The following is an 18,902-nucleotide window of genomic DNA, read 5'->3' as shown; positions in this document are numbered from 1 at the left end:
GTACCTGTAGGTTGGTTAACCGTAATATCCCCTTCCCTATCGGTCAGGTCAAAGGTCGCTATGCCATCGGTGTCATCGTCACAAAGCTCCAGATCGGATATCGTTGCAGGTACGTCCGGATCGGGGTTGACCGTTAGCACCACTGCTACCGTCTCATAACAGCCTGAGCCTGCATACTCTGCCCGTACATAAATCGTCGTTGAAGAACTTTGGTACGGAGTAGCTATCGTGGAGGTACTGTTGCTGTCAGCATCGGCCTGTGTCGCATGGTAGGTGAAGGTCAATCCTGGGTCGGTGGATATCTGGTTGTCCAGCGTCGTCAGGTCGAAACTCGCCTGGCTGTCGCCATCGCCATCGCATAGCTCATAAACCGGAGGGGTCGTAAGAACGGGAGTTTGTACTACTTCTAAATCTAATGGTTCGACTACATAGCAACCCGTATTAATATCTACAATTCTAACATAAATGGTTTGATTGTAAGGCGTTGTATTGGTATACGGACTTGCTATCGGATTTACTGGCAAATCTCCATCTGCATCACTTGCCGTTTCGTAATACGTAATATTTAAGTTGGTGTTTGCTCCTGCAATCTGAGTCGTACTTATGGTTAAATCAAAAGGAGTTTGTCCATCTTGTGTTCCTTGATCACACAAAGTATAGGTTATTGGAACGTTATAGGTAGGCAAAGGATAAACTATAATGTCAAAAGTTAAATCGGTGATACAACCATCAGGGTTTTCTACACGTACATAGATTGTTTGTGTGGGTGACGTATTGTCGTAAGCTGTTGGAGTAGTTATCGCAACTCCATTGGTACGATTGATAGCCGAATCATGATAAGTTACGGTATAATCACCAGGGTTTGGTTCATTTACAACGATGGCAGCTTCATTATCCTCTAAGTTAAAAGTCATCACGCCATCTGTATCATCATCACATTGTTCTAGATTAGCAATAGGTGTAGGAACATCTGGAGCCTCTCCTACTACTATGATAGCAGGAACCACTTCATAACAATTTCCTATTTCTTGACTTTCCATACGCACATAAATCGTTTGGTTGTATGGCGTGGTATTGGTATATGCCGTTGGAGTTGGGATAGAATTTGCATTTCCAGCATCGGCATCAATTTGGTCCTCATACCAAGTTAAAGACACATTTTGTTGTCCGTTAAGGATATTGGCATGTTGCGTGGTTAAATCAAAGGTTGCTGTACCTGATGACCCACCTCCTTGTTGGCAATCGAAAAATTCGATGGGGCTGGTTGGTACGATTGGTGGTGTACCTATTTCTACATAAATCTCATCGGTTGATTCGCAATCTCCGCCTAGATTAATTCCTAATTGGTATGTTCCTGTTTCGGTAACCGTATACATCGGGTTGGTTTCACCTACTAATGGGATATATTCTCCAAAATTACTGTCATATACATACCATTGATAGGTTGCTATACTACTACTACTCGTGTAGCCTATTTCTACATCTTCATCATCGCAATCTACACCTCCATTAGCAAACGTAAGGTCTGGTCCTAAATCGAAACCAATAAAAAAACTTCCTTCTTCGATAAATACTGCTGCATCAAAAGAAGAATCCTGTCTATTCTGAATGACCATCTTCATTTTGTAATTGGTCAAAGGAACAACTGTCGCTGACGCTAACATTTTTACCGTATGTCCTTTTACATTAATAGGCGCTGAGCTTCCGGGTAAACCTGGAGCTCCAGGTGAGGCACCATAAAATTTGTCAAAATAGGTAATATTCTCTGAAGAACAACCAGGATTATACTGCTGATCTCTAATGGTTACCACAGAAACAATATCTCCTGTAACGGGCACTTTTGCCATATTGATCACATTACCGTTCGGATCCTCTAAGAAGAAAGCAAAAGGATCTGAAAAACCACATTGATAAGTACCATACTCATTGGAAGAAAAGACATAATTGAAACTTACTTGATCACTTAAGGGAAAAAATTCAAACTCTACTATTGTAGCATCGTGATAAGTATCTGTAACTGATAATAGATTATTTGTATACGTAGAGAGTTGTGTGTCTGCTGGCCAACCCCCTCCTGGAAAGAAATTAACATTAGAAAGCGGTCCTTCTACTGCTTCTGCATGACCAGTAGCTAATAGTAATCCCGAACCAATTGGAAAGGCAGGGTTGTAATTTTTAAAGTAAGCTATACCATTGGCAGCATTCCCAAAATTCACCCCTGTTATCCCTTGTATATCAGTGGTGTATGCGCAAGGATTTTCTATTAATATGTCTTGCACCAACTGAGTCGTTGTGTAGGTAGTATCATCTACGGAAATATAATTACATTGGCTTGTGGACAACTGATTAACCGTTACAGCTAATAAAGCACTTTCACAATTCGGACCATAGGTTTGAGAGACATAGTAGGTCGTTCCATTGGTTAAAGTGGTAGTACTTGGGTCTGTAATCACTTGTGTACCCGCTGCATCGGAATACCACACTAAATCGTTTCCTTCCACTTCAAGATCTGACACTGTCATGTTTGGACAAAAGCCTTGTGTGGCATCACCTATTGGGGGTGTAATCAATATAGCTTCGATAGGTAGCAAATCACTTTCACAACTTCCCTCTGTTTGGCTCACATAATAAGTTGTGCCATTTGTAAGTGCCACACCAGATGGATTAGCAATTACATTGGTGCCCGCAGCATCGGAATACCAAGTCAAGTTTTGCCCTCCAACGATTAAATCGGCAACGGTTTCTCCTGTACAGAAAACCTGTTGACCATCTCCTACTGGCGGAATAGGATCTTGCTCTACCATTACAGCAACTACGTCACTTAAACAACCTCCTACCTGATCTCTAACGTAATACGTGGTTCCGTTAACTAAAACAGTCGTATTTGGAATTTGATTCGTTCCACTTGTGTTAGAATACCAAATCAAATTAGTCCCCGATATATTTAAATCTGCTAACGTATCTCCACTACAAAAAGTTTGAGGAGAACTTACTGTAGGTGCTGGCGGAGTCTTATTTGCGGTTACTAAAAAATATCCGCTCTCACAGCCATTTACGGTTTGGGTTGCGTAGTAAACTTCTTGATCTACTAATTGATATGCTGTTGGGGGATTCACCGGAAAGTAATTTGCCGAGCCAGCTGGAAGATTCACATACCATGTAATATTGGTTCCTATTACTGTTAAATCCGCTAAAGTGTCTCCTTGACAAAAATCTTGCACAGTGTTTCCTGTTGGCGGGTTTGGAGTATCGCAAACGATATTTAAAGTGTAATCTGTCGTTTGATTTCCTTGTACTGCATCCGAAGTAATTACGATGTAGTAATCCTGATTTTGGGTAAATAAAAAAGAATTAATATTTATCGTATTGGTGTTTGTTCCATTCACACTTCCAGCTACACAGACGACACCTATATCTGCACAATCTTCATAAATAAAAACACCTCCATATTGAGAAGACCAATTCGATACACTAATATTTACTGGGGAATCTTGAGGAAAGTTCACGTGATATACTACTTCATCTCCACTAAAAATTGTAGGAGATGTTGAGTTACATCCTGTAGCTCCAGGAATTCCAAGAATATTGTTTCCAAAATTAGAAGTGTTATCCGTATCTGTAAAAGGAATCGAAGGAATAGTTATAGGGGTAGCACAATCTTGTCCTTGTCCAAAACTGATAAAACTTACGAATAAAAATAAAATAATGAGGTAGTTATTTCTCATGCTAATGATTTAAAAATCAACACTATGTTAGGTTAAGATGATAAAAGTAAACTTTTTATTTACTTTATCATTATATAAAACAACTTTAACAGTAAAACTCCTACCTTTAAATTAGAACTTTAACATTATTCTTTTTGAACTTTATTTTTAAAACCTTGTGTTGAATATTCTCTAGGTTTTTGTAGGCTATCGAGGTAAGTAAAATAAACTTCTATATTTTTTACCGTTTCCAGCATTTTCAGAGTATTCTGTTTTCCCATCGCCATAATTGCCGTTGCATAAGCATCGGCTTCTGCACAGGTGTTGGCAATGACCGAAGCGCTGGTAATATCACTCTGTTCTGCTTTTCCGTCAAGCGGATTGATTGTATGTACAAACTTTTTCCCCGAAAGGGAATCTACTCGAAACTTTCGGTAATTTCCTGAGGATGCCAAAGCCTCATCTACTAAGCTAATGATGCGCGTGTAAGATCGATCTTCTACTTGTGAGTCGATGCCTTCTACACCTACTTTCCAGGCTTGGTTTTTGCTTGTGTTTTTTCCTTGGGCTCTAATTTCGCCACCAAGTTCGACCAAATAGTTTTTAATGTTCTTACCTTCTAAAAATTCCCCGATCAAATCAATACCATAACCTTTGGCAATGGCATTAAAGTCTAGGTAAATTTTAGGATGCAATTTTACAAGCGTATTTTTTTTAGAAAGTTTTACTTTATCTAGACCCACCAATTGTCGGAGTGAATCTAACACGATACTGTCCAGATTTTTTATAGGTTTTTCGGTACCGAAGCCATAAGCATTTCTCAAAACCCCAACCGTTGGGTCAAAATAGCCAAAAGATTCTTGGTGTATGCGCTTGGACAATTCAAAATTATCCTTAAAAATTTGATCGATAACTACTGTCGAGTCTCCTTGATTGATTTTCGAAATCAGACTATTATCCTGATAGGTACTCACCGAATTATTGACCGCTTGAACAATCGAATCTATTGCATGGGTAAAATCCTGATCACCTTCGTATTGAACATTGTAGATGGTTCCAAAAGCATCACCAGAAAGCCGTATAAGCTCTTCATTTTTTTCAGATTTACAACCTAGGAATAATAAAACAACTCCTAAAAACAGTATTTTTCTCATTTTAAATCTTTTTTAAACCTTGATAAATCTCTGAATAAGGTTCACCTTTTACCAAGGCTTTGGTCATATCTTCGGCGTGACCCAAGCCCACCTCCGCATAATACAAATCGGCATCAAACTTTTGGGCGTGTGCTTTTACTTTATCTAACAAAAACTTGTCTTCGTTATGCAACTTCTCCGGAAAACAAATCGCACGAACCAACACAAAACTCATTTGCTTGCCTTTTTGGACCACAAATTGCGGATTTTTCTTCAGTTTAGAATTGACTGCTAAAAAGTCGAAGCCTTGACTCTTGAGGTCTTCACCAACCACATTCATTGCCAAATTGTGCAGTTCTTGTTCGGTAAGTTCATTTGGATTTTGCATATCACAAAATTACAAATTATAAGCTCGTTAAGAACCAACTCCGTAGAATTTTGTAACTTAGGTTAAAATTAAAATCGTATGAAATCTTTATCTCCCAGAGCAGAAATAGCGATAGAAAAATTATACGAGGCTTTTCACGCGCAAGAATTACTTCCCGATTGTGCTTGCCAATGTGCTGTTGGGAATATTTGTAACAACCAAGATTTTTGGAAAAACTTTAGTGATGATCACGGTTCTACCCAACTTAACTATATTGGTCTTGTCAACGAAAAGTTAGGCAAGAGGTTTTATGGTTTTACTCCAAGAGAATTACTCGTTATCGAACAAGTATTTTTACTAGCTTGTGGTTATCAGCTTCCGCTGAATTATAAAAGCAAAAAACCAACCTTAAATGAAGATATCTTGTCTGAGGGCTTATCTGCGGTTGTCAATCTTTTTTGTAAGTGGGAAAATATAGAAAATATGATGGATTGTTCTAAGTTGTTTGATTTTACACCTAGTCAAAACAGAAACAATTATGATAAGAAGAGTCGTGTTTCTGAAGTTTTTTAAAAATATGCTCTATTGATTATTAAAAATATTTTTCTTTGACAATTTCTGTTTCATTCCCATATTAAAATATAAGAACGCTCCCAGAATAGGAAGTAATAAGATTACCAAAACCCAGATAAGTTTATCATTTCCTTTAAACTCGTTTTTTAAAACATGTATTAATGCCAATAAAGGCAAAATAATAGTGACACCCAAAACGGCAATTAAAAAAGTGGCACTGTGTATCGCAAATATCATAATTATTTTTTATAAATTTAATTTATAAAAAAATCCGCTTTTTATAAGCGGATTTTTTGTTTTTATCCTCCGAAATCATCGAATCGGATGTTCTCGTCTGGGATACCAAAATCTTCTCCCATTTTCTGTACGGCTTGGTTCATCAATGGTGGGCCACAGAAATACAATTCTATTTCTTCTGGCTCATCATGTTTTGACAAGTAGTTATCGATAACCACTTGGTGAATGAATCCTACAAAACCATCTCCTGATTCATCGTGAATGTCTTTTTTCACTTTCCAATTGTCTTCTTCTAAAGGTTCAGAAAGTGCTAAGTAAAACTTAAAGTTTGGAAACTCTCTTTCTAATTCACGGAAGTGTTCTAAGTAAAATAATTCTCTTTTTGAACGACCACCGTACCAATACGTTACTTTTCTGTTCGTTCTTAAGGTTTTGAATAAATGGTATAAGTGTGAACGCATTGGCGCCATTCCAGCTCCACCTCCAACGTAAAGCATTTCTGCTTCAGACTCGTTGATAAAGAATTCCCCGTAAGGACCAGAAATGGTTACTTTATCACCTTTTTTACAGTTAAAAATATAACTCGACGCAATACCTGGATTTACATCCATCCATTTGTTTTTTGATCTATCCCAAGGCGGAGTCGCCACACGAACGTTGAGCATGATCTCACGTCCTTCTGCAGGGTAAGAAGCCATTGAGTAGGCTCTTTCGACCAACTCGGTGTTTTTCATCACCAGTGGCCAAAGACCAAATTTATCCCACTCTTCCTTAAATTTGTCTGGAGTATCGTGCTCTTCTGGGTGAGCAGTGATATCCATATCTTCATATTTTACCTCACAAGCTGGGATTTCTATCTGAATATAACCACCCGCTTTGTAATTCATATCTTCAGGAATTTCTACTACAAACTCCTTTATAAAAGAAGCTACGTTATAGTTACGCACCACAACAGCTTCCCATTTTTTGATACCAAATACTTCTTCTGGGATATGGATATTCATATCTTGTTTTACTTTTACCTGACAAGATAAACGCGCTCCTTCTTTAAGTTCTTTTCTTGTAAAGTGAGGTGTTTCTGTAGGTAATGCTTCACCACCGCCTTCTAAAACATGACACTCACACTGAATACAGGTTCCACCACCACCACAAGCTGAGGGTAAAAATATTTTTTGATTACCTAGAGTAGAAAGAAGTGTTCCTCCCGATTCCACTTCAATTTTTTTCTCATCGTTTATGGTAATCGTTACAGGTCCAGATGGTGATAGCTTTTGTTTAGTAAACAATAGAAGTGCTACCAATAATAAAGTTAAGACCAAAAAGGCAACGATAGTTGCGACAATAACGCCTGTTGTACTTGCTAAAAACATATTATTTGCTCGTATTTTCTGATATCATAGAAATATCAGTAGATTGTACATTTTCTTGTTTTTCGATACTTGCTTCTTCTACTTGAGCAGGTTTTTCTTCCTCACCTCCCGTTAACATTCCTCCGAAACTCATAAAACCAATAGCCATTAATCCCGTAAGAATAAAAGTAATCCCTAATCCTCTTAATGGTGCTGGCACATTACTGTAACGGATTTTTTCTCTAATCGCTGCAATCGCTACGATGGCTAAAAACCAACCAATTCCAGAACTAAAACCGTAATTTAAAGCTAGGTCAAAAGATGCGATATCTCTTGATTGCATAAATAACGAACCTCCTAGAATCGCACAGTTTACCGCAATAAGGGGTAAGAAAATACCTAGAGAGTTATACAGTGATGGAGAAAATTTCTCTACAATAATTTCTACCAATTGCACCATGGTTGCAATGGTAGCAATAAATAGAATAAACGAAAGGAAGCTCAGGTCGTAATCTGCATACTCTGCACCTAACCAAGTTAAAGCTCCTTCGCGTAAAATATACCGATCTAACAACCAGTTAAGTGGTACAGTTACCGTAAGTACAAAAATAACTGCAGCACCTAAACCAACAGCTGTACTTACTTTTTTAGACACTGCAAGGTAAGAACACATCCCTAAGAAATAGGCAAATACCATGTTGTCAACAAAAATGGATTTAAAAAATAATTCTAAATGTTCCATAATAATATCTTTTATAGTAACGAAATACTATTAATGTTCTTCTATTAATTCTTTGTTCTTACTTCTTTGCACCCAAATAATGATTCCTACCACGATTAATGCCATTGGAGGCAATACCATAAAACCGTTGTTTTCGTAACCAATAGCGTACAAGCCTGTTTTCTCAACAGGGTCTCCCAAGACTTTAAACCCGAATAAAGTACCCGAACCTAACAATTCTCTAAAGAAACCTACGATGATCAAAATCAAACCGTATCCTGCTGCGTTTCCTATTCCGTCAAGGAAAGAACGCCAAGGCCCATTTCCTAGAGCAAATGCCTCAAAACGTCCCATAATGATACAGTTGGTGATAATCAATCCGATAAATACCGATAATTCTTTACTTAGTGAATAAGCAAAAGCTTTCAGAACTTGGTCGACAATAATTACCAAAGTTGCCACGACAATCAACTGAACGATAATTCTAATTTTTGATGGAATGACATTTCGCATCAACGATATTACTACGTTTCCGACTCCTAACACAAACACTACCGATATAGCCATCACGATAGAAGGTTTCAGCTGTGCGGTAATAGCCAAAGCAGAACAGATACCTAATACTTGAATCGTAATTGGGTTGTTATCTGCTAATGGGTCAGAAATTAATTTTGCGTCTTTCTTAGATAATAATCCCATCGCTTATTTATTTAAGTTTTTAAAATATGGCACATACAATCTTACATCTTTCTTCAACATTGCTGTTACACCGTCTCCAGTAATGGTAGCTCCTGCCAAAGCATCTACTTCATTATCGGTTGTATCTTCATTTTTCGGATCGTTATTCCCTTTAGCTACGTCAATACCTTTAAAAGCACCTCCGTCTAAAAATTTTTCTCCTGTAAAATCATCCATAAAGTAACGTTGCTTGATTTCTGCACCAAGACCTGGTGTTTCTCCTTTATGATCAAAATAAACCCCTTGAACTGTCATCGATTTGTCAACCGCTACAAACCCCCAAATCGCATCCCAAAGACCTTTTCCTCTTACTGGCATGATGTATACTTCTTTACTATCTTTTTCAGCGACAAAAAGAGGTAATTTACGGGTATAAGATTCGTCTTTTTTTGCTTGATCTTCCTCTTTCTTGATATCGATAAGGTAAGCCTCATCGTTTTCGGTAACTTCATCACCTTGTATCACTAATTGTTTGGTGATGTATTTATTGAACTCTTCCTCTACTTCTGTCGTTGGAATAAATTCTACATCATTTGGTCCTTCATTATTATTCACGCCAAGTGCATAAAGTATATTTTGTTGCTTTTCATACTTTTCGTTGGCTTTTATCATCGGTTTTAAACCACTTGCAAAACCGGCTAATAAAGCTCCTACGACTACCACCATAATGATAGCGAAGATAACCGTGTAACTATTTTTATCTGTATTGATAGCCATTGTTATGCTGTTTTAAGTTTTAAACGTTTCTTTCTTTTCTTAATGTTTCCTTGTACCACGTAGTGATCGATGGTTGGTGCAAACACGTTCATCAATAATATTGCTAAGAAAACACCTTCTGGATATGCTGGGTTAAACACACGTATGAGTATCGAAATAAACCCGATAAGGAAACCGTATATCCATTTTCCTTTGTTGGTTTGTGATGCCGTTACCGGATCTGTTGCCATATAAACCGCACCAAACAATAAACCTCCTACCAATAAATGTTCCCAGAATGGTAAACTCATCAATCCGTAGAACTTAGATGTATTATCTATCCAACCTGCATCTACAACTCCATTAAAAATTAATCCCATTACCAAAGCACCTAAAACAGTACTCAACATAATTCTCCAGCTACCTATTTTAGTAAAGATTAAAAATAAAGCCCCGAGTATGATGAGTAATTTTGAAGTTTCTCCTACAGAACCTGGTATAAAACCAATAAATGAATCCCACAAACTGTAAGCAGGCTCCATGTTTTGAGCTAAAGAACCCAAGATGGTTTCCCCTGAAATCGCATCTAGTTTTGCCCCAGCGGCGATTTCTTTGGTACGCTCTACAGCACCGTGCACCCAAACTTTATCACCACTCATCCAAGTTGGGTAAGCGAAGAATAAGAAGGCACGAATGGTTAAGGCTGGATTTAAAATATTCATTCCTGTTCCACCAAAAACCTCTTTCCCGATAACTACACCAAAAGCAACGGCTACGGCAAGCATCCATAAAGGAATATCTACCGGCACAATTAACGGAACCAACATTCCTGTTACTAAATAACCTTCTTCTACTTCGTGACCTTTGATTACTGCAAACAAAAACTCGATCGCAAGACCAACTCCGTATGATACTATTACTAAAGGAAGAATCGTGATTAATCCTACCCAAAGGTTATCCCACGACCAGAAGTTAGCACTAAAGAAGCTTTCTGCAGCTTGAATTTCCCCTAAGGCTAAATAATGTTGGTAACCCGCATTGAACATACCAAAAATTAAACACGGTACCAAAGCCATGATCACCGTATTCATCGTACGTTTTAAATCATCTGCCACTTTTACGTGTGTTCCACCATGAGTGGTTTCGTTAGGCAGGTATAAGAACGTGTGAAGAGCATTAAAAGCCGGAGCCATTTTTTTGCCTTCGTATTTCTTTTTTAGCTTATGTAATTTTTCTTTCAATCCCATAATACTTAAACTATCCTATTTCTTTATACATTAAATCTAAACCGTCTCTAATGATTTTCTGATGCGGTTGTTTTGATACGCAAATAAACTCGGTTAAAGCAAAATCTTCTGGAGCAACTTCGTACATTCCCAAAGCTTCCATTTGGTCTAAATCTTTTACTTTACAAGCCTTTAAAATCTGTAAAGGATAGATATCTAAAGGAAAAACCTCTTCGTAACTACCTGTCATCACAAAAGCTCTGTGCTCACCATTGGTATTGGTGTTGAGCTCGTATTTTTTCTTTGGATTTAACCAAGAAAATGTCATTGCCCTAGAAGTAGAAACCTTATCAAAAATAGGTTTATTCCAACCAAAAAATTCATAATCGTCTCCTTCTGGAATGACCGAAATTAGATTATCGTTATAACCTAAGTGACCGTCTTTTGAGATTTTATCTCCCGTTAAAACGTTACCTGAAATCACACGAACATTGTCTTCTTTTAAGCCAGTTACGCTAAGTAAACTTGAAACTTCAGCTCCGATTTGCGTTCTAATATATTTTGGAGTTTCAAGACTTGATCCTGCAACAGCTACAATTCTTTCTGGATTAAATTTACCCGTGAGTAACATTTCGCCAATAATGGCCAAGTTTTGTGCTTTTACCGTCCAAACAACCTCTCCTTTATTTACTGGGCCAATTTTTGCGATTTGCGTACCCACGTTTCCTGCCGGATGTGGTCCTTTTACTTGATGCGTTACCACCTCAGAAAAATTATTGAAAACAGAATTACCTTCTCTCACACCTACATGGATTGCTCCTGTGGTTAATTTCGCGAAAGCGGTTAAAGCAGCTTGTATCTCTTTTTCTTTTCCGCGAAGAGCGAAATCTAAATCTACTGCTAACGGATTGGTGTCGAAGCCTGAGATAAAAATATCTCTTGGTGTTTTGCCTGGCGAAGCGACGACCGCATAAGGTCTTTGCTCGACAAACACCCAACAACCCGATTCTAAAAGTCTTTGTTTGATTTGCTCTGGAGAAGCAGATTGCACATCTAATGTACCAAAATCTGCAGTTTCGTTAGCACCATCGGTTTCGATGGTAATCGATAAGATTTTTCTTCTTGCTCCTCTCTCGATTTTTGTAAGTGTTCCTGAAATTGGCGAAACAACTTTGATCTCCGGATTATCTCTGTGATAAAAAACCGTTTCTCCCTTTTTTAACTTTTCACCTTCTTTTATCGCCATTTTTGGGGTAATGAGATGAAAGTCTGCTGGTCTAATTGCAACTGTTTTGGGCTGAGCAGCATCAACGATAACCTTTTCTGCCTCACCTTTTAATCGCAAATCCAGACCTTTACTTACTCTAATGTCTTTTGACATAATTTCAATCTATTAATATTCGCGGATGCAAATTTAGCAATAAAAACATTTTCTATGTTTAATCTTTTAAGAAGTTGTTTTATTTATACTCTTTCTAAATAATTCCTTTTCAGGGAATATTTTTTAGGTCATGTTATGGTACATTTCTTGTATATTTGTGCTTAAAATTATAATTCGATGAAATCATTTTTACTTTTCTGTTGCTCTCTCATTGGCCTAAATTTTAGCTTCGCACAAGAGCTGGAAACGACACCTCCAGAATATATCAAAACGGTTCAGTTTATGGGAGAAGAAGAATTTGCAGGAACACCCATCTTGCGTTTGGGTTCGCCTATCGTCTTAACTTTTGATGATTTGATTGGTGACGAAGCTGATTATTATTACACCATCGAGCATTATAATTTTGACTGGAAACCTTCTAACCTATCCAAAAACGAATACTTAGACGGATTGGATAATTTGAGAATTCTCACTTATAAAAATTCGTTTAACAGCCTGCAAATCTATTCACATTATACACTACAAATTCCCAATAGAAATACCAAAGGCATCAAAGTAAGTGGGAATTATATGCTCAAAATATGGAGTGCAGATAGAAAACTAGTTTTTTCACGAAAGTTTATGGTGTATGAAGATATTGCTTTGGTAAGAGCACAAGTGAGAAGAACCCGCGATCTAAAATACGTGCACGAAAAACAAATTCTCAATTTTTCTATCGACGGAAGCGACAAAATCATATTCAGAAATCCCAATGAAAATTTAAAAACACTCATCATTCCGAACAATAACTTGCAAATGTCTATTTATAACCTCAAACCCCAATTTACGATAGGCAATGAGATGGTTTATAAATACGACCAAGAAGCTTCTTTTTGGGGCGGAAACGAATTTTTATTTTTTGACACTAGTGATTTTAGAGGATCATCGATGAACATTAGAGCCATCGAACTCAAAAATATTTACAACACCTATTTATATTCTGACAAATCGAGAAAAAACGACCCATATACTTACAACCCTGACATCAATGGTTCTTTTCGCATCAATGCGATACAAGGCGAAGACGACGATGTAGAGTCTGAGTACACTTGGGTACATTTTACTTTATTTAATTACGACGACCTCGAAGGTGGAGAAATTCACGTTTATGGAAATTTCAATAACTACACCATTAGCAACGAAACAAAATTGTCTTACGACGAAAAAAATGAAGTATATTTCGGAAAGCATTTGTTCAAACAAGGTTTTTACAATTATAAATACGTCTTGGTGAATCAAGACGGCAGTATAGACGAAACTTTTTTTAGCGGGAGTTTTGACGAAACCGAAAACCAATACGTCATTTTAGCTTACTATCGTGATGTTGGTGGCAGGTATGACCGAATTATTGGCGTAGGAAGCGCCAACAGCAGAAATATAACCAACTAAGCTTCTTATGGAAAATTCTCGTTTGTCTTACAAATATCGAGGTACAAAGTGCTTAAATTGTGAGGTTCCTCTAGATAAAGACGAGCGCTACTGCCATTATTGCGGACAGATCAACACGACCAAAAAATTAAGCTTCAAAGACTTTTTTAATGAATTTTTCGGGAGTCTTTTTTCTTATGATTCACGACTTTACAAAACTTTAAAAACACTTACTCTCAGACCTGGTCAAATCTCTTTAGAATACATCAAAGGCAAAAGAACTACTTATGCTAATCCTTTTCGGTTTTACCTCAGCGTATCGATTATCTTTTTTATCATCAACGGTTTAGCCTTAAAATTTGACGATAGCACTTATGAAAACAAAAGTTCGTTGTTTCAAAACGGCGAAGGAAAAATCGTACTTAAAGATGTGGCTTTAAGCCCAGAAAGTGATTTAGACACATTAGCTTGGTTAGATCGAATGTGGGAAAAAGGAAGAATATATTACAAATACCGTAGCGAAAATCCAAGCCTTAGCATTCCAAAGTCTTTAGAAAACCTTAACCATGAAAACAATTTTAAAAACCGCTGGATATTTCAAAGAACCGTTGCTATCGAAAGAATAAGTGAAGGTTCGGTCGATTTCAAAAGCTATGTTTTAAGCAAAGTTCCGTTTATTATTTTCTTTTCGCTACCCGTTTTTACCCTGGGTTTATTATTGGTGTACTTCCAAAGTTCATATACTTATATGGAACATCTGGTGTTTACCTTTCATACCCAAACCATGCTTTTCTTTTTACTGATCATAAATGAGCTGTTTATGTTCATTTTTCCAAATAGTTTTACGACTTCCATATTTGTTTTAATTTTTGCTTTTTACCTTTTTAAAGCATTGCGAAAATTCTATCAGCAAGGATTTTTAAAAACGGCTTTTAAATTTATCGTATTAAATGTTATTTTTGCTATCTTAGCGTTTACAATTACAATCATAACCTTATTTGGTTCGTTAGCAGTTTATTAAGATGATACAACAAATCACAAAAGGCATTAGAATCTCTGTAAAGACTAGTTTTCAAGGCACTTTCCTGAAAAACTACAAACTACATTTTGCCTTTTCTTATAGGATTACTATCGAAAATCAAAGTAACGATTCAGTACAACTCACCTCGCGTTTTTGGCGTATCAAAGACGCTTTAAATCGAAGTGAGACTGTACAAGGTGAAGGTGTGATTGGCAAAAAACCGGTATTAAAACCAGGAGAATCGCATACTTACACCAGTGGTTGCTTGCTTACTTCTCCTTTCGGTTCGATGAGTGGTCATTACCATATGGTTAACTTTACTTCTACCAAAAGGTTTAATGTCATTATTCCTTCGTTTAAGTTGAGCGCACCTTTCGCTCTCAACTAATTTCATATTTCATTTTCATTGAAATAACAATTCCCTTTTCTTAAGTCTTTAAATTAGCTTTTTTAGGTAGATTAATTTTCCTAAATTTGAAGCCATTATTCTAATAGTCAAAATTTAAAGTAAAAAATATGGGAAAAGGATTTTTTCATGTTCCTCCGGCAGTAAACGAACCTGTAAAAAGTTATGCTCCAGGAACTCCTGAAAGAGAAGAAGTACTTCAGACGTACCACAAAATGTACAAAAAACAAGTTGAAGTACCTTTATATATTGGTTCTAAAAAAGTAAAGACTAAAAATACTCAAGATATATTTCCGCCACACGATCATCAACATAAAGTTGGTTTTTTTCATAATGCCGATAAAAAACATATAGAAAAAGCAATAGATGAAGCCGTGAATGCTAGAGAAAAATGGGCAGCACTACCTTGGGAACAAAGAGCTGCTATTTTCTTAAAAGCGGCTGAACTCATTGCAGGTCCTTACCGTCAGAAAATGAATGCCGCAACCATGATTGGGCAATCGAAAAATATTTTTCAGGCAGAAATCGATTCAGCTTGTGAGATTATAGATTTCTTACGTTTTAACGTAGAATATATGACGCAAATATTTGACGAGCAACCAGAATCTACCGAAAAAGAATGGAATCGAGTAGAATACCGACCACTCGAAGGTTTCGTTTATGCGATTACACCTTTTAACTTTACCGCTATTGCTGGAAACTTACCTGCTTCAGCAGCTTTAATGGGAAATACAGTGGTATGGAAGCCAAGTGACTCTCAGGTTTATTCTGCACAAGTAATTATGGAGGTTTTCCAAGAGGCTGGTGTTCCTGATGGCGTGATCAACATGGTCATGGGAGATCCGGTGATGATTACCGATACGGTTTTGGCAAGCCCAGATTTTTCAGGAATTCACTTTACTGGAAGCACTGAAGTTTTTAAAGGCATTTGGTCTAAAATCGGAAAAAACATCAATACTTATAAAACCTACCCGAGAATTGTAGGTGAAACTGGTGGTAAAGACTTTATTGTGGCTCATCCATCTGCAAACTCTAAGCAGGTTTCTACAGCACTTGCAAGAGGAGCATTTGAGTTCCAAGGACAAAAATGTAGCGCTGCTTCTCGTGCTTATATTCCAAAAAGTATGTGGGCAAAAGTGAGAAAGGATTTAGAAAAAGATTTAAAATCCTTTAAAATGGGGTCTCCAGAAAATATGGATAACTTCATCACTGCGGTCATTCACGAAGGCTCTTTTAATAAATTAAAAAAGTATATCGATAAAGCTAAAAAAGACAAAGATGCTGAAGTGATTATCGGTGGAACTTGTGATAAATCAAAAGGATGGTTTGTAGAACCAACGGTTATTTTAACAACCAATCCAAAATACACGACGATGGAAACGGAACTTTTTGGCCCCGTGCTAACCGTTTATGTATATGAAGATAAAAAGTACGAAGAAACCTTAAAGTTAGTTGACGAAACCAGTATTTATGCCTTAACAGGTTCTATTTTCTCAACCGACCGTTACGCGGCAACCAAAGCAACCGAAATGTTGCAAAACTGCGCCGGTAACTTCTACATCAACGATAAGTGTACGGGAGCTGTTGTAGGCAAGCAACCTTTCGGCGGAGCAAGAGCTAGTGGAACTAACGACAAAGCAGGTTCTAAATTAAACTTATTACGCTGGGTTTCTCCGAGATTGATTAAGGAAACCTTTGTCCCTCCAACCGATTACAGGTATCCGTTTTTGGGAGAGAATTAAAATCAGTTGATGATGAGATGCTGAAACAAGCCTGCCTATCGGCAGACAGGTTCAGCATGACATCATATATAATGAACAAAAAATCCGCTTAAAGCGGATTTTTTGTTATAATTATCTTAAATCGGTGACTTTGGATTGTTGTTTGTTTCTCATAAAGTGAACTAACCCAAAAAGCATTGCTTTTTATAAAGTTTACGATATGAAAACTAATAACCTAAAATTGAATAATCTAGAATACAACTTTAAAAGAAAATCGCAGGGTTTTACATTTTGGATGTCTGAGATTGTTCAAAACCAATATTATCATCAAATGGATAGTGAGATTTTAGTTTCTAAATTCTAAATCTTATCCCCTATATTTTACAGGAAGATGTACGACACTTTTGGTCTCAAAAAAGTCTTCCTCAAAATAATCACTTAACGGATAGATTTTCGCGGAAGCAAATTTTTGTAGCTCTTCACTTAAATCACCACCTTTTAGGTAAAGTATTCCGTTTTTGAGCGGATGAACACTTTTCTTTTTCACTTTGTTTTTTATCCAACGTGTGAAAGTTTCCATATGGGCAACGGCACGGCTTACGATAAAGTCGTATTGGGCATCGATTTCCTCTACACGGCAGTTAGAGGTTTTGACGTTTTGCAAACCCAAACCAGCAACAACTTCATCCACCACTTTTATCTTTTTTCCGATACTATCGACCAAATGAAACTGTGTTTCGGGAAATAGAATCGCCAACGGAACTCCCGGAAAACCACCTCCTGTTCCTACATCCATCACTTCGGCTTGCGGTAAAAAAGGCATCACTTTGGCAATTCCGAGACTGTGTAAAACGTGTCGTATGTAAATTTCGTCGATATCCTTACGCGAAACCACGTTAATCTTTAGATTCCAATCCTGATACAAGTCTTTGAGTTGCATAAACTGCGACTGTTGTTCTTCGGTGATGTCTGGAAAATATTTTAAAATTTCTTTCAAATCGATTTTATTTGAAAGCAAAAATAAGGTTTTTCTATCAATAATTTATTGCGTTAAAAACGGATGAAAATTCTTATTTTCATTTTAAAATCATAAATTTGAACATTCATATCAAAACGTATGAAGCAAACAGAAAGCATTCGATTTTCCAGAGTAGATTCCGCCCGTTTTTTCAGAACGCTTAATCAGCGTGTCAACGGTTATTTTAAAGAAAACAACATTTCTAAAAATGGCAATTGGAAACTGCACCTGAAAACCATCATTATGTTCTCGCTGTTTCTCACTCCTTATTTTTTGATGCTTACGCTGGAAATTTCTGAATGGTGGATGCTCCTGCTCACCATTGTTATGGGAATTGGAATGGCGGGCGTTGGGATGAATGTGATGCACGATGCCAATCACGGTTCTTATTCTTCTAAAAAATGGGTCAACAAAATTTTAGGAGGCAGCATGTATATTCTTGCCGGAAATGTCTACAATTGGCAAGTACAACATAATGTTCTACATCACACGTATACCAACATCCATGGTCACGACGAAGATTTGGAAGCAGGAAGGGTAATTCGCTTTAGCGAACATTCCCAATGGCGAAGGTTTCATAAATTTCAGCACTACTATTCTATTTTTCTTTACGGATTACTCACTTTTAATTGGGTAATTACCACCGATTTTAAACAAACCCGTCGTTACCTGAAAAGAAAACTGGCTTACGGAAAAATGCCGTCACCGCTTAAGCAGTGGAGTACACTTGCCATCACTAAGCTTATTTACATTGCCATGTGGATTGTCATCCCTATGGTGATTATGCACATCGCTTGGTGGAAAATTCTACTTGGCTTTTTTATCATGCATTATACGGCTGGGCTAATTTTAAGTATTGTATTTCAATTGGCGCACGTGGTAGAAGATACCGAGATGCCTCTTCCCGACCAACACGGAACGATTAAAAATACCTGGGCAATACATCAACTGTTTACCACCGTTAATTTTTCTACCAAAAATAAAATAGTCAATTGGTTTACAGGAGGTTTAAATCATCAGGTAGAGCACCATATTTTTCCGAACATTAGTCATATTCACTACCATAAAATTTCAAAAATTGTCAAATCTACCGCAAGAGAATTTGATTTACCTTATAACGAATACAAAACAACCAGAGCTGCGATTATTGCCCATTTTAAGCACTTAAAAGAGATGGGAGCAAAACCGGCTTTAACAGCTTAAT

At 37.1% G+C, this 18,902-nt stretch carries 17 protein-coding genes; 6 read left to right on the top strand and 11 right to left on the bottom strand.

The window, feature by feature from the left end; translation table 11 throughout:
* The 3 genes from DNG35_RS08635 to DNG35_RS08625 form a co-directional block, all read right to left on the bottom strand.
* Nucleotides 1-3,725, bottom strand: a 3,725-nt coding sequence (locus DNG35_RS08635; protein ID WP_199489109.1) for a choice-of-anchor L domain-containing protein, incomplete at its 3' end; no start/stop codon positions are given.
* A gap of 125 nt (nt 3,726-3,850) precedes the next feature.
* A complete protein-coding gene (locus DNG35_RS08630; protein ID WP_111127988.1) occupies nt 3,851-4,858 on the bottom strand; it encodes an FAD:protein FMN transferase in 1,008 nt (335 codons plus the stop codon).
* Between the two features lies 1 nt (nt 4,859).
* A complete protein-coding gene (locus tag DNG35_RS08625; protein ID WP_111127984.1) occupies nt 4,860-5,225 on the bottom strand; it encodes a Na(+)-translocating NADH-quinone reductase subunit F in 366 nt (121 codons plus the stop codon).
* Between the two features lie 78 nt (nt 5,226-5,303).
* On the opposite strand from DNG35_RS08625, the gene DNG35_RS08620 reads away from it, so the two are divergent.
* The gene (locus tag DNG35_RS08620; protein WP_111127981.1) at nt 5,304-5,777 is read left to right on the top strand and encodes a Na(+)-translocating NADH-quinone reductase subunit F; all 474 of its coding nucleotides are present in this window, start codon (nt 5,304-5,306) and stop codon (nt 5,775-5,777) included.
* Nucleotides 5,778-5,786: 9 nt separating this feature from the next.
* On the opposite strand, the gene DNG35_RS08615 is transcribed toward DNG35_RS08620, so the two are convergent.
* The 7 genes from DNG35_RS08615 to DNG35_RS08585 all read right to left on the bottom strand — a co-directional run bounded on the left by DNG35_RS08615 (nt 5,787) and on the right by DNG35_RS08585 (nt 12,125).
* On the bottom strand, nt 5,787-6,014 hold the full coding sequence (locus DNG35_RS08615) for a PLDc N-terminal domain-containing protein (protein ID WP_111127978.1): 228 nt from the start codon (nt 6,012-6,014) through the stop codon (nt 5,787-5,789).
* Nucleotides 6,015-6,076: 62 nt separating this feature from the next.
* Nucleotides 6,077-7,384, bottom strand: a complete 1,308-nt coding sequence (gene nqrF, locus DNG35_RS08610) for an NADH:ubiquinone reductase (Na(+)-transporting) subunit F (RefSeq protein WP_111127975.1) — start codon at nt 7,382-7,384, stop codon at nt 6,077-6,079.
* Between the two features lies 1 nt (nt 7,385).
* On the bottom strand, nt 7,386-8,105 hold the full coding sequence (nqrE, locus tag DNG35_RS08605) for an NADH:ubiquinone reductase (Na(+)-transporting) subunit E (protein ID WP_111127973.1): 720 nt from the start codon (nt 8,103-8,105) through the stop codon (nt 7,386-7,388).
* A 30-nt stretch (nt 8,106-8,135) separates the two neighbouring features.
* Nucleotides 8,136-8,783 carry an NADH:ubiquinone reductase (Na(+)-transporting) subunit D gene (locus DNG35_RS08600; protein WP_111127971.1) on the bottom strand — a complete coding sequence of 216 codons (648 nt, stop codon included), beginning with the start codon at nt 8,781-8,783 and terminating at the stop codon, nt 8,136-8,138.
* Between the two features lie 3 nt (nt 8,784-8,786).
* On the bottom strand, nt 8,787-9,539 hold the full coding sequence (locus DNG35_RS08595) for a Na(+)-translocating NADH-quinone reductase subunit C (protein ID WP_111127970.1): 753 nt from the start codon (nt 9,537-9,539) through the stop codon (nt 8,787-8,789).
* Nucleotides 9,540-9,541: 2 nt separating this feature from the next.
* Complete coding sequence (locus DNG35_RS08590; protein WP_111127967.1) at nt 9,542-10,765, bottom strand: NADH:ubiquinone reductase (Na(+)-transporting) subunit B; 1,224 nt, start codon at nt 10,763-10,765, stop codon at nt 9,542-9,544.
* Between the two features lie 10 nt (nt 10,766-10,775).
* Nucleotides 10,776-12,125 (bottom strand): Na(+)-translocating NADH-quinone reductase subunit A, encoded by a 1,350-nt coding sequence (locus DNG35_RS08585; RefSeq protein ID WP_111127964.1) that lies wholly within the window; start codon nt 12,123-12,125, stop codon nt 10,776-10,778.
* A 177-nt stretch (nt 12,126-12,302) separates the two neighbouring features.
* Here DNG35_RS08585 and DNG35_RS08580 point away from each other — a divergent pair, with 177 nt between their 5' ends.
* From DNG35_RS08580 to pruA, 4 genes are all read left to right on the top strand, one after another.
* The gene (locus tag DNG35_RS08580) at nt 12,303-13,553 is read left to right on the top strand and encodes a DUF5103 domain-containing protein (protein WP_111127960.1); all 1,251 of its coding nucleotides are present in this window, start codon (nt 12,303-12,305) and stop codon (nt 13,551-13,553) included.
* Nucleotides 13,554-13,560: 7 nt separating this feature from the next.
* On the top strand, nt 13,561-14,553 hold the full coding sequence (locus tag DNG35_RS08575) for a DUF3667 domain-containing protein (protein ID WP_111127957.1): 993 nt from the start codon (nt 13,561-13,563) through the stop codon (nt 14,551-14,553).
* A 1-nt stretch (nt 14,554) separates the two neighbouring features.
* On the top strand, nt 14,555-14,941 hold the full coding sequence (apaG, locus tag DNG35_RS08570) for a Co2+/Mg2+ efflux protein ApaG (RefSeq protein WP_111127955.1): 387 nt from the start codon (nt 14,555-14,557) through the stop codon (nt 14,939-14,941).
* A gap of 128 nt (nt 14,942-15,069) precedes the next feature.
* Entirely contained in the window at nt 15,070-16,701 is a 1,632-nt protein-coding gene (gene pruA / locus DNG35_RS08565) for an L-glutamate gamma-semialdehyde dehydrogenase (protein ID WP_111127951.1), read from the top strand.
* 346 nt (nt 16,702-17,047) lie between these two features.
* Here pruA and rsmG read toward each other — a convergent pair whose 3' ends face one another.
* Entirely contained in the window at nt 17,048-17,677 is a 630-nt protein-coding gene (rsmG, locus tag DNG35_RS08560) for a 16S rRNA (guanine(527)-N(7))-methyltransferase RsmG (protein WP_111128012.1), read from the bottom strand.
* A gap of 120 nt (nt 17,678-17,797) precedes the next feature.
* Between rsmG and DNG35_RS08555 the strand changes: the two genes are divergently transcribed.
* Nucleotides 17,798-18,901, top strand: coding sequence for an acyl-CoA desaturase (locus DNG35_RS08555; protein WP_111127948.1), 1,104 nt, complete (start codon nt 17,798-17,800; stop codon nt 18,899-18,901).
* Nucleotide 18,902: the final 1 nt, after the last annotated feature.

Source organism: Mesonia sp. K7, from assembly GCF_003233725.1.
Taxonomy (GTDB): domain Bacteria; phylum Bacteroidota; class Bacteroidia; order Flavobacteriales; family Flavobacteriaceae; genus Mesonia.
This window is presented reverse-complemented; position numbering and strand designations above follow the sequence as displayed.

What these genes read in the sequence shown, in the direction of transcription:
- DNG35_RS08630 (WP_111127988.1), bottom strand. Translation starts at nt 4,858, where the DNA reads ATGAGAAAAATACTGTTTTTAGGAGTTGTTTTATTATTCCTAGGTTGT.
- DNG35_RS08625 (WP_111127984.1), bottom strand. Translation starts at nt 5,225, where the DNA reads ATGCAAAATCCAAATGAACTTACCGAACAAGAACTGCACAATTTGGCA.
- DNG35_RS08620 (WP_111127981.1), top strand. Translation starts at nt 5,304, where the DNA reads ATGAAATCTTTATCTCCCAGAGCAGAAATAGCGATAGAAAAATTATAC.
- DNG35_RS08615 (WP_111127978.1), bottom strand. Translation starts at nt 6,014, where the DNA reads ATGATATTTGCGATACACAGTGCCACTTTTTTAATTGCCGTTTTGGGT.
- nqrF (WP_111127975.1), bottom strand. Translation starts at nt 7,384, where the DNA reads ATGTTTTTAGCAAGTACAACAGGCGTTATTGTCGCAACTATCGTTGCC.
- nqrE (WP_111127973.1), bottom strand. Translation starts at nt 8,105, where the DNA reads ATGGAACATTTAGAATTATTTTTTAAATCCATTTTTGTTGACAACATG.
- DNG35_RS08600 (WP_111127971.1), bottom strand. Translation starts at nt 8,783, where the DNA reads ATGGGATTATTATCTAAGAAAGACGCAAAATTAATTTCTGACCCATTA.
- DNG35_RS08595 (WP_111127970.1), bottom strand. Translation starts at nt 9,539, where the DNA reads ATGGCTATCAATACAGATAAAAATAGTTACACGGTTATCTTCGCTATC.
- DNG35_RS08590 (WP_111127967.1), bottom strand. Translation starts at nt 10,765, where the DNA reads ATGGGATTGAAAGAAAAATTACATAAGCTAAAAAAGAAATACGAAGGC.
- DNG35_RS08585 (WP_111127964.1), bottom strand. Translation starts at nt 12,125, where the DNA reads ATGTCAAAAGACATTAGAGTAAGTAAAGGTCTGGATTTGCGATTAAAA.
- DNG35_RS08580 (WP_111127960.1), top strand. Translation starts at nt 12,303, where the DNA reads ATGAAATCATTTTTACTTTTCTGTTGCTCTCTCATTGGCCTAAATTTT.
- DNG35_RS08575 (WP_111127957.1), top strand. Translation starts at nt 13,561, where the DNA reads ATGGAAAATTCTCGTTTGTCTTACAAATATCGAGGTACAAAGTGCTTA.
- apaG (WP_111127955.1), top strand. Translation starts at nt 14,555, where the DNA reads ATGATACAACAAATCACAAAAGGCATTAGAATCTCTGTAAAGACTAGT.
- pruA (WP_111127951.1), top strand. Translation starts at nt 15,070, where the DNA reads ATGGGAAAAGGATTTTTTCATGTTCCTCCGGCAGTAAACGAACCTGTA.
- DNG35_RS08555 (WP_111127948.1), top strand. Translation starts at nt 17,798, where the DNA reads ATGAAGCAAACAGAAAGCATTCGATTTTCCAGAGTAGATTCCGCCCGT.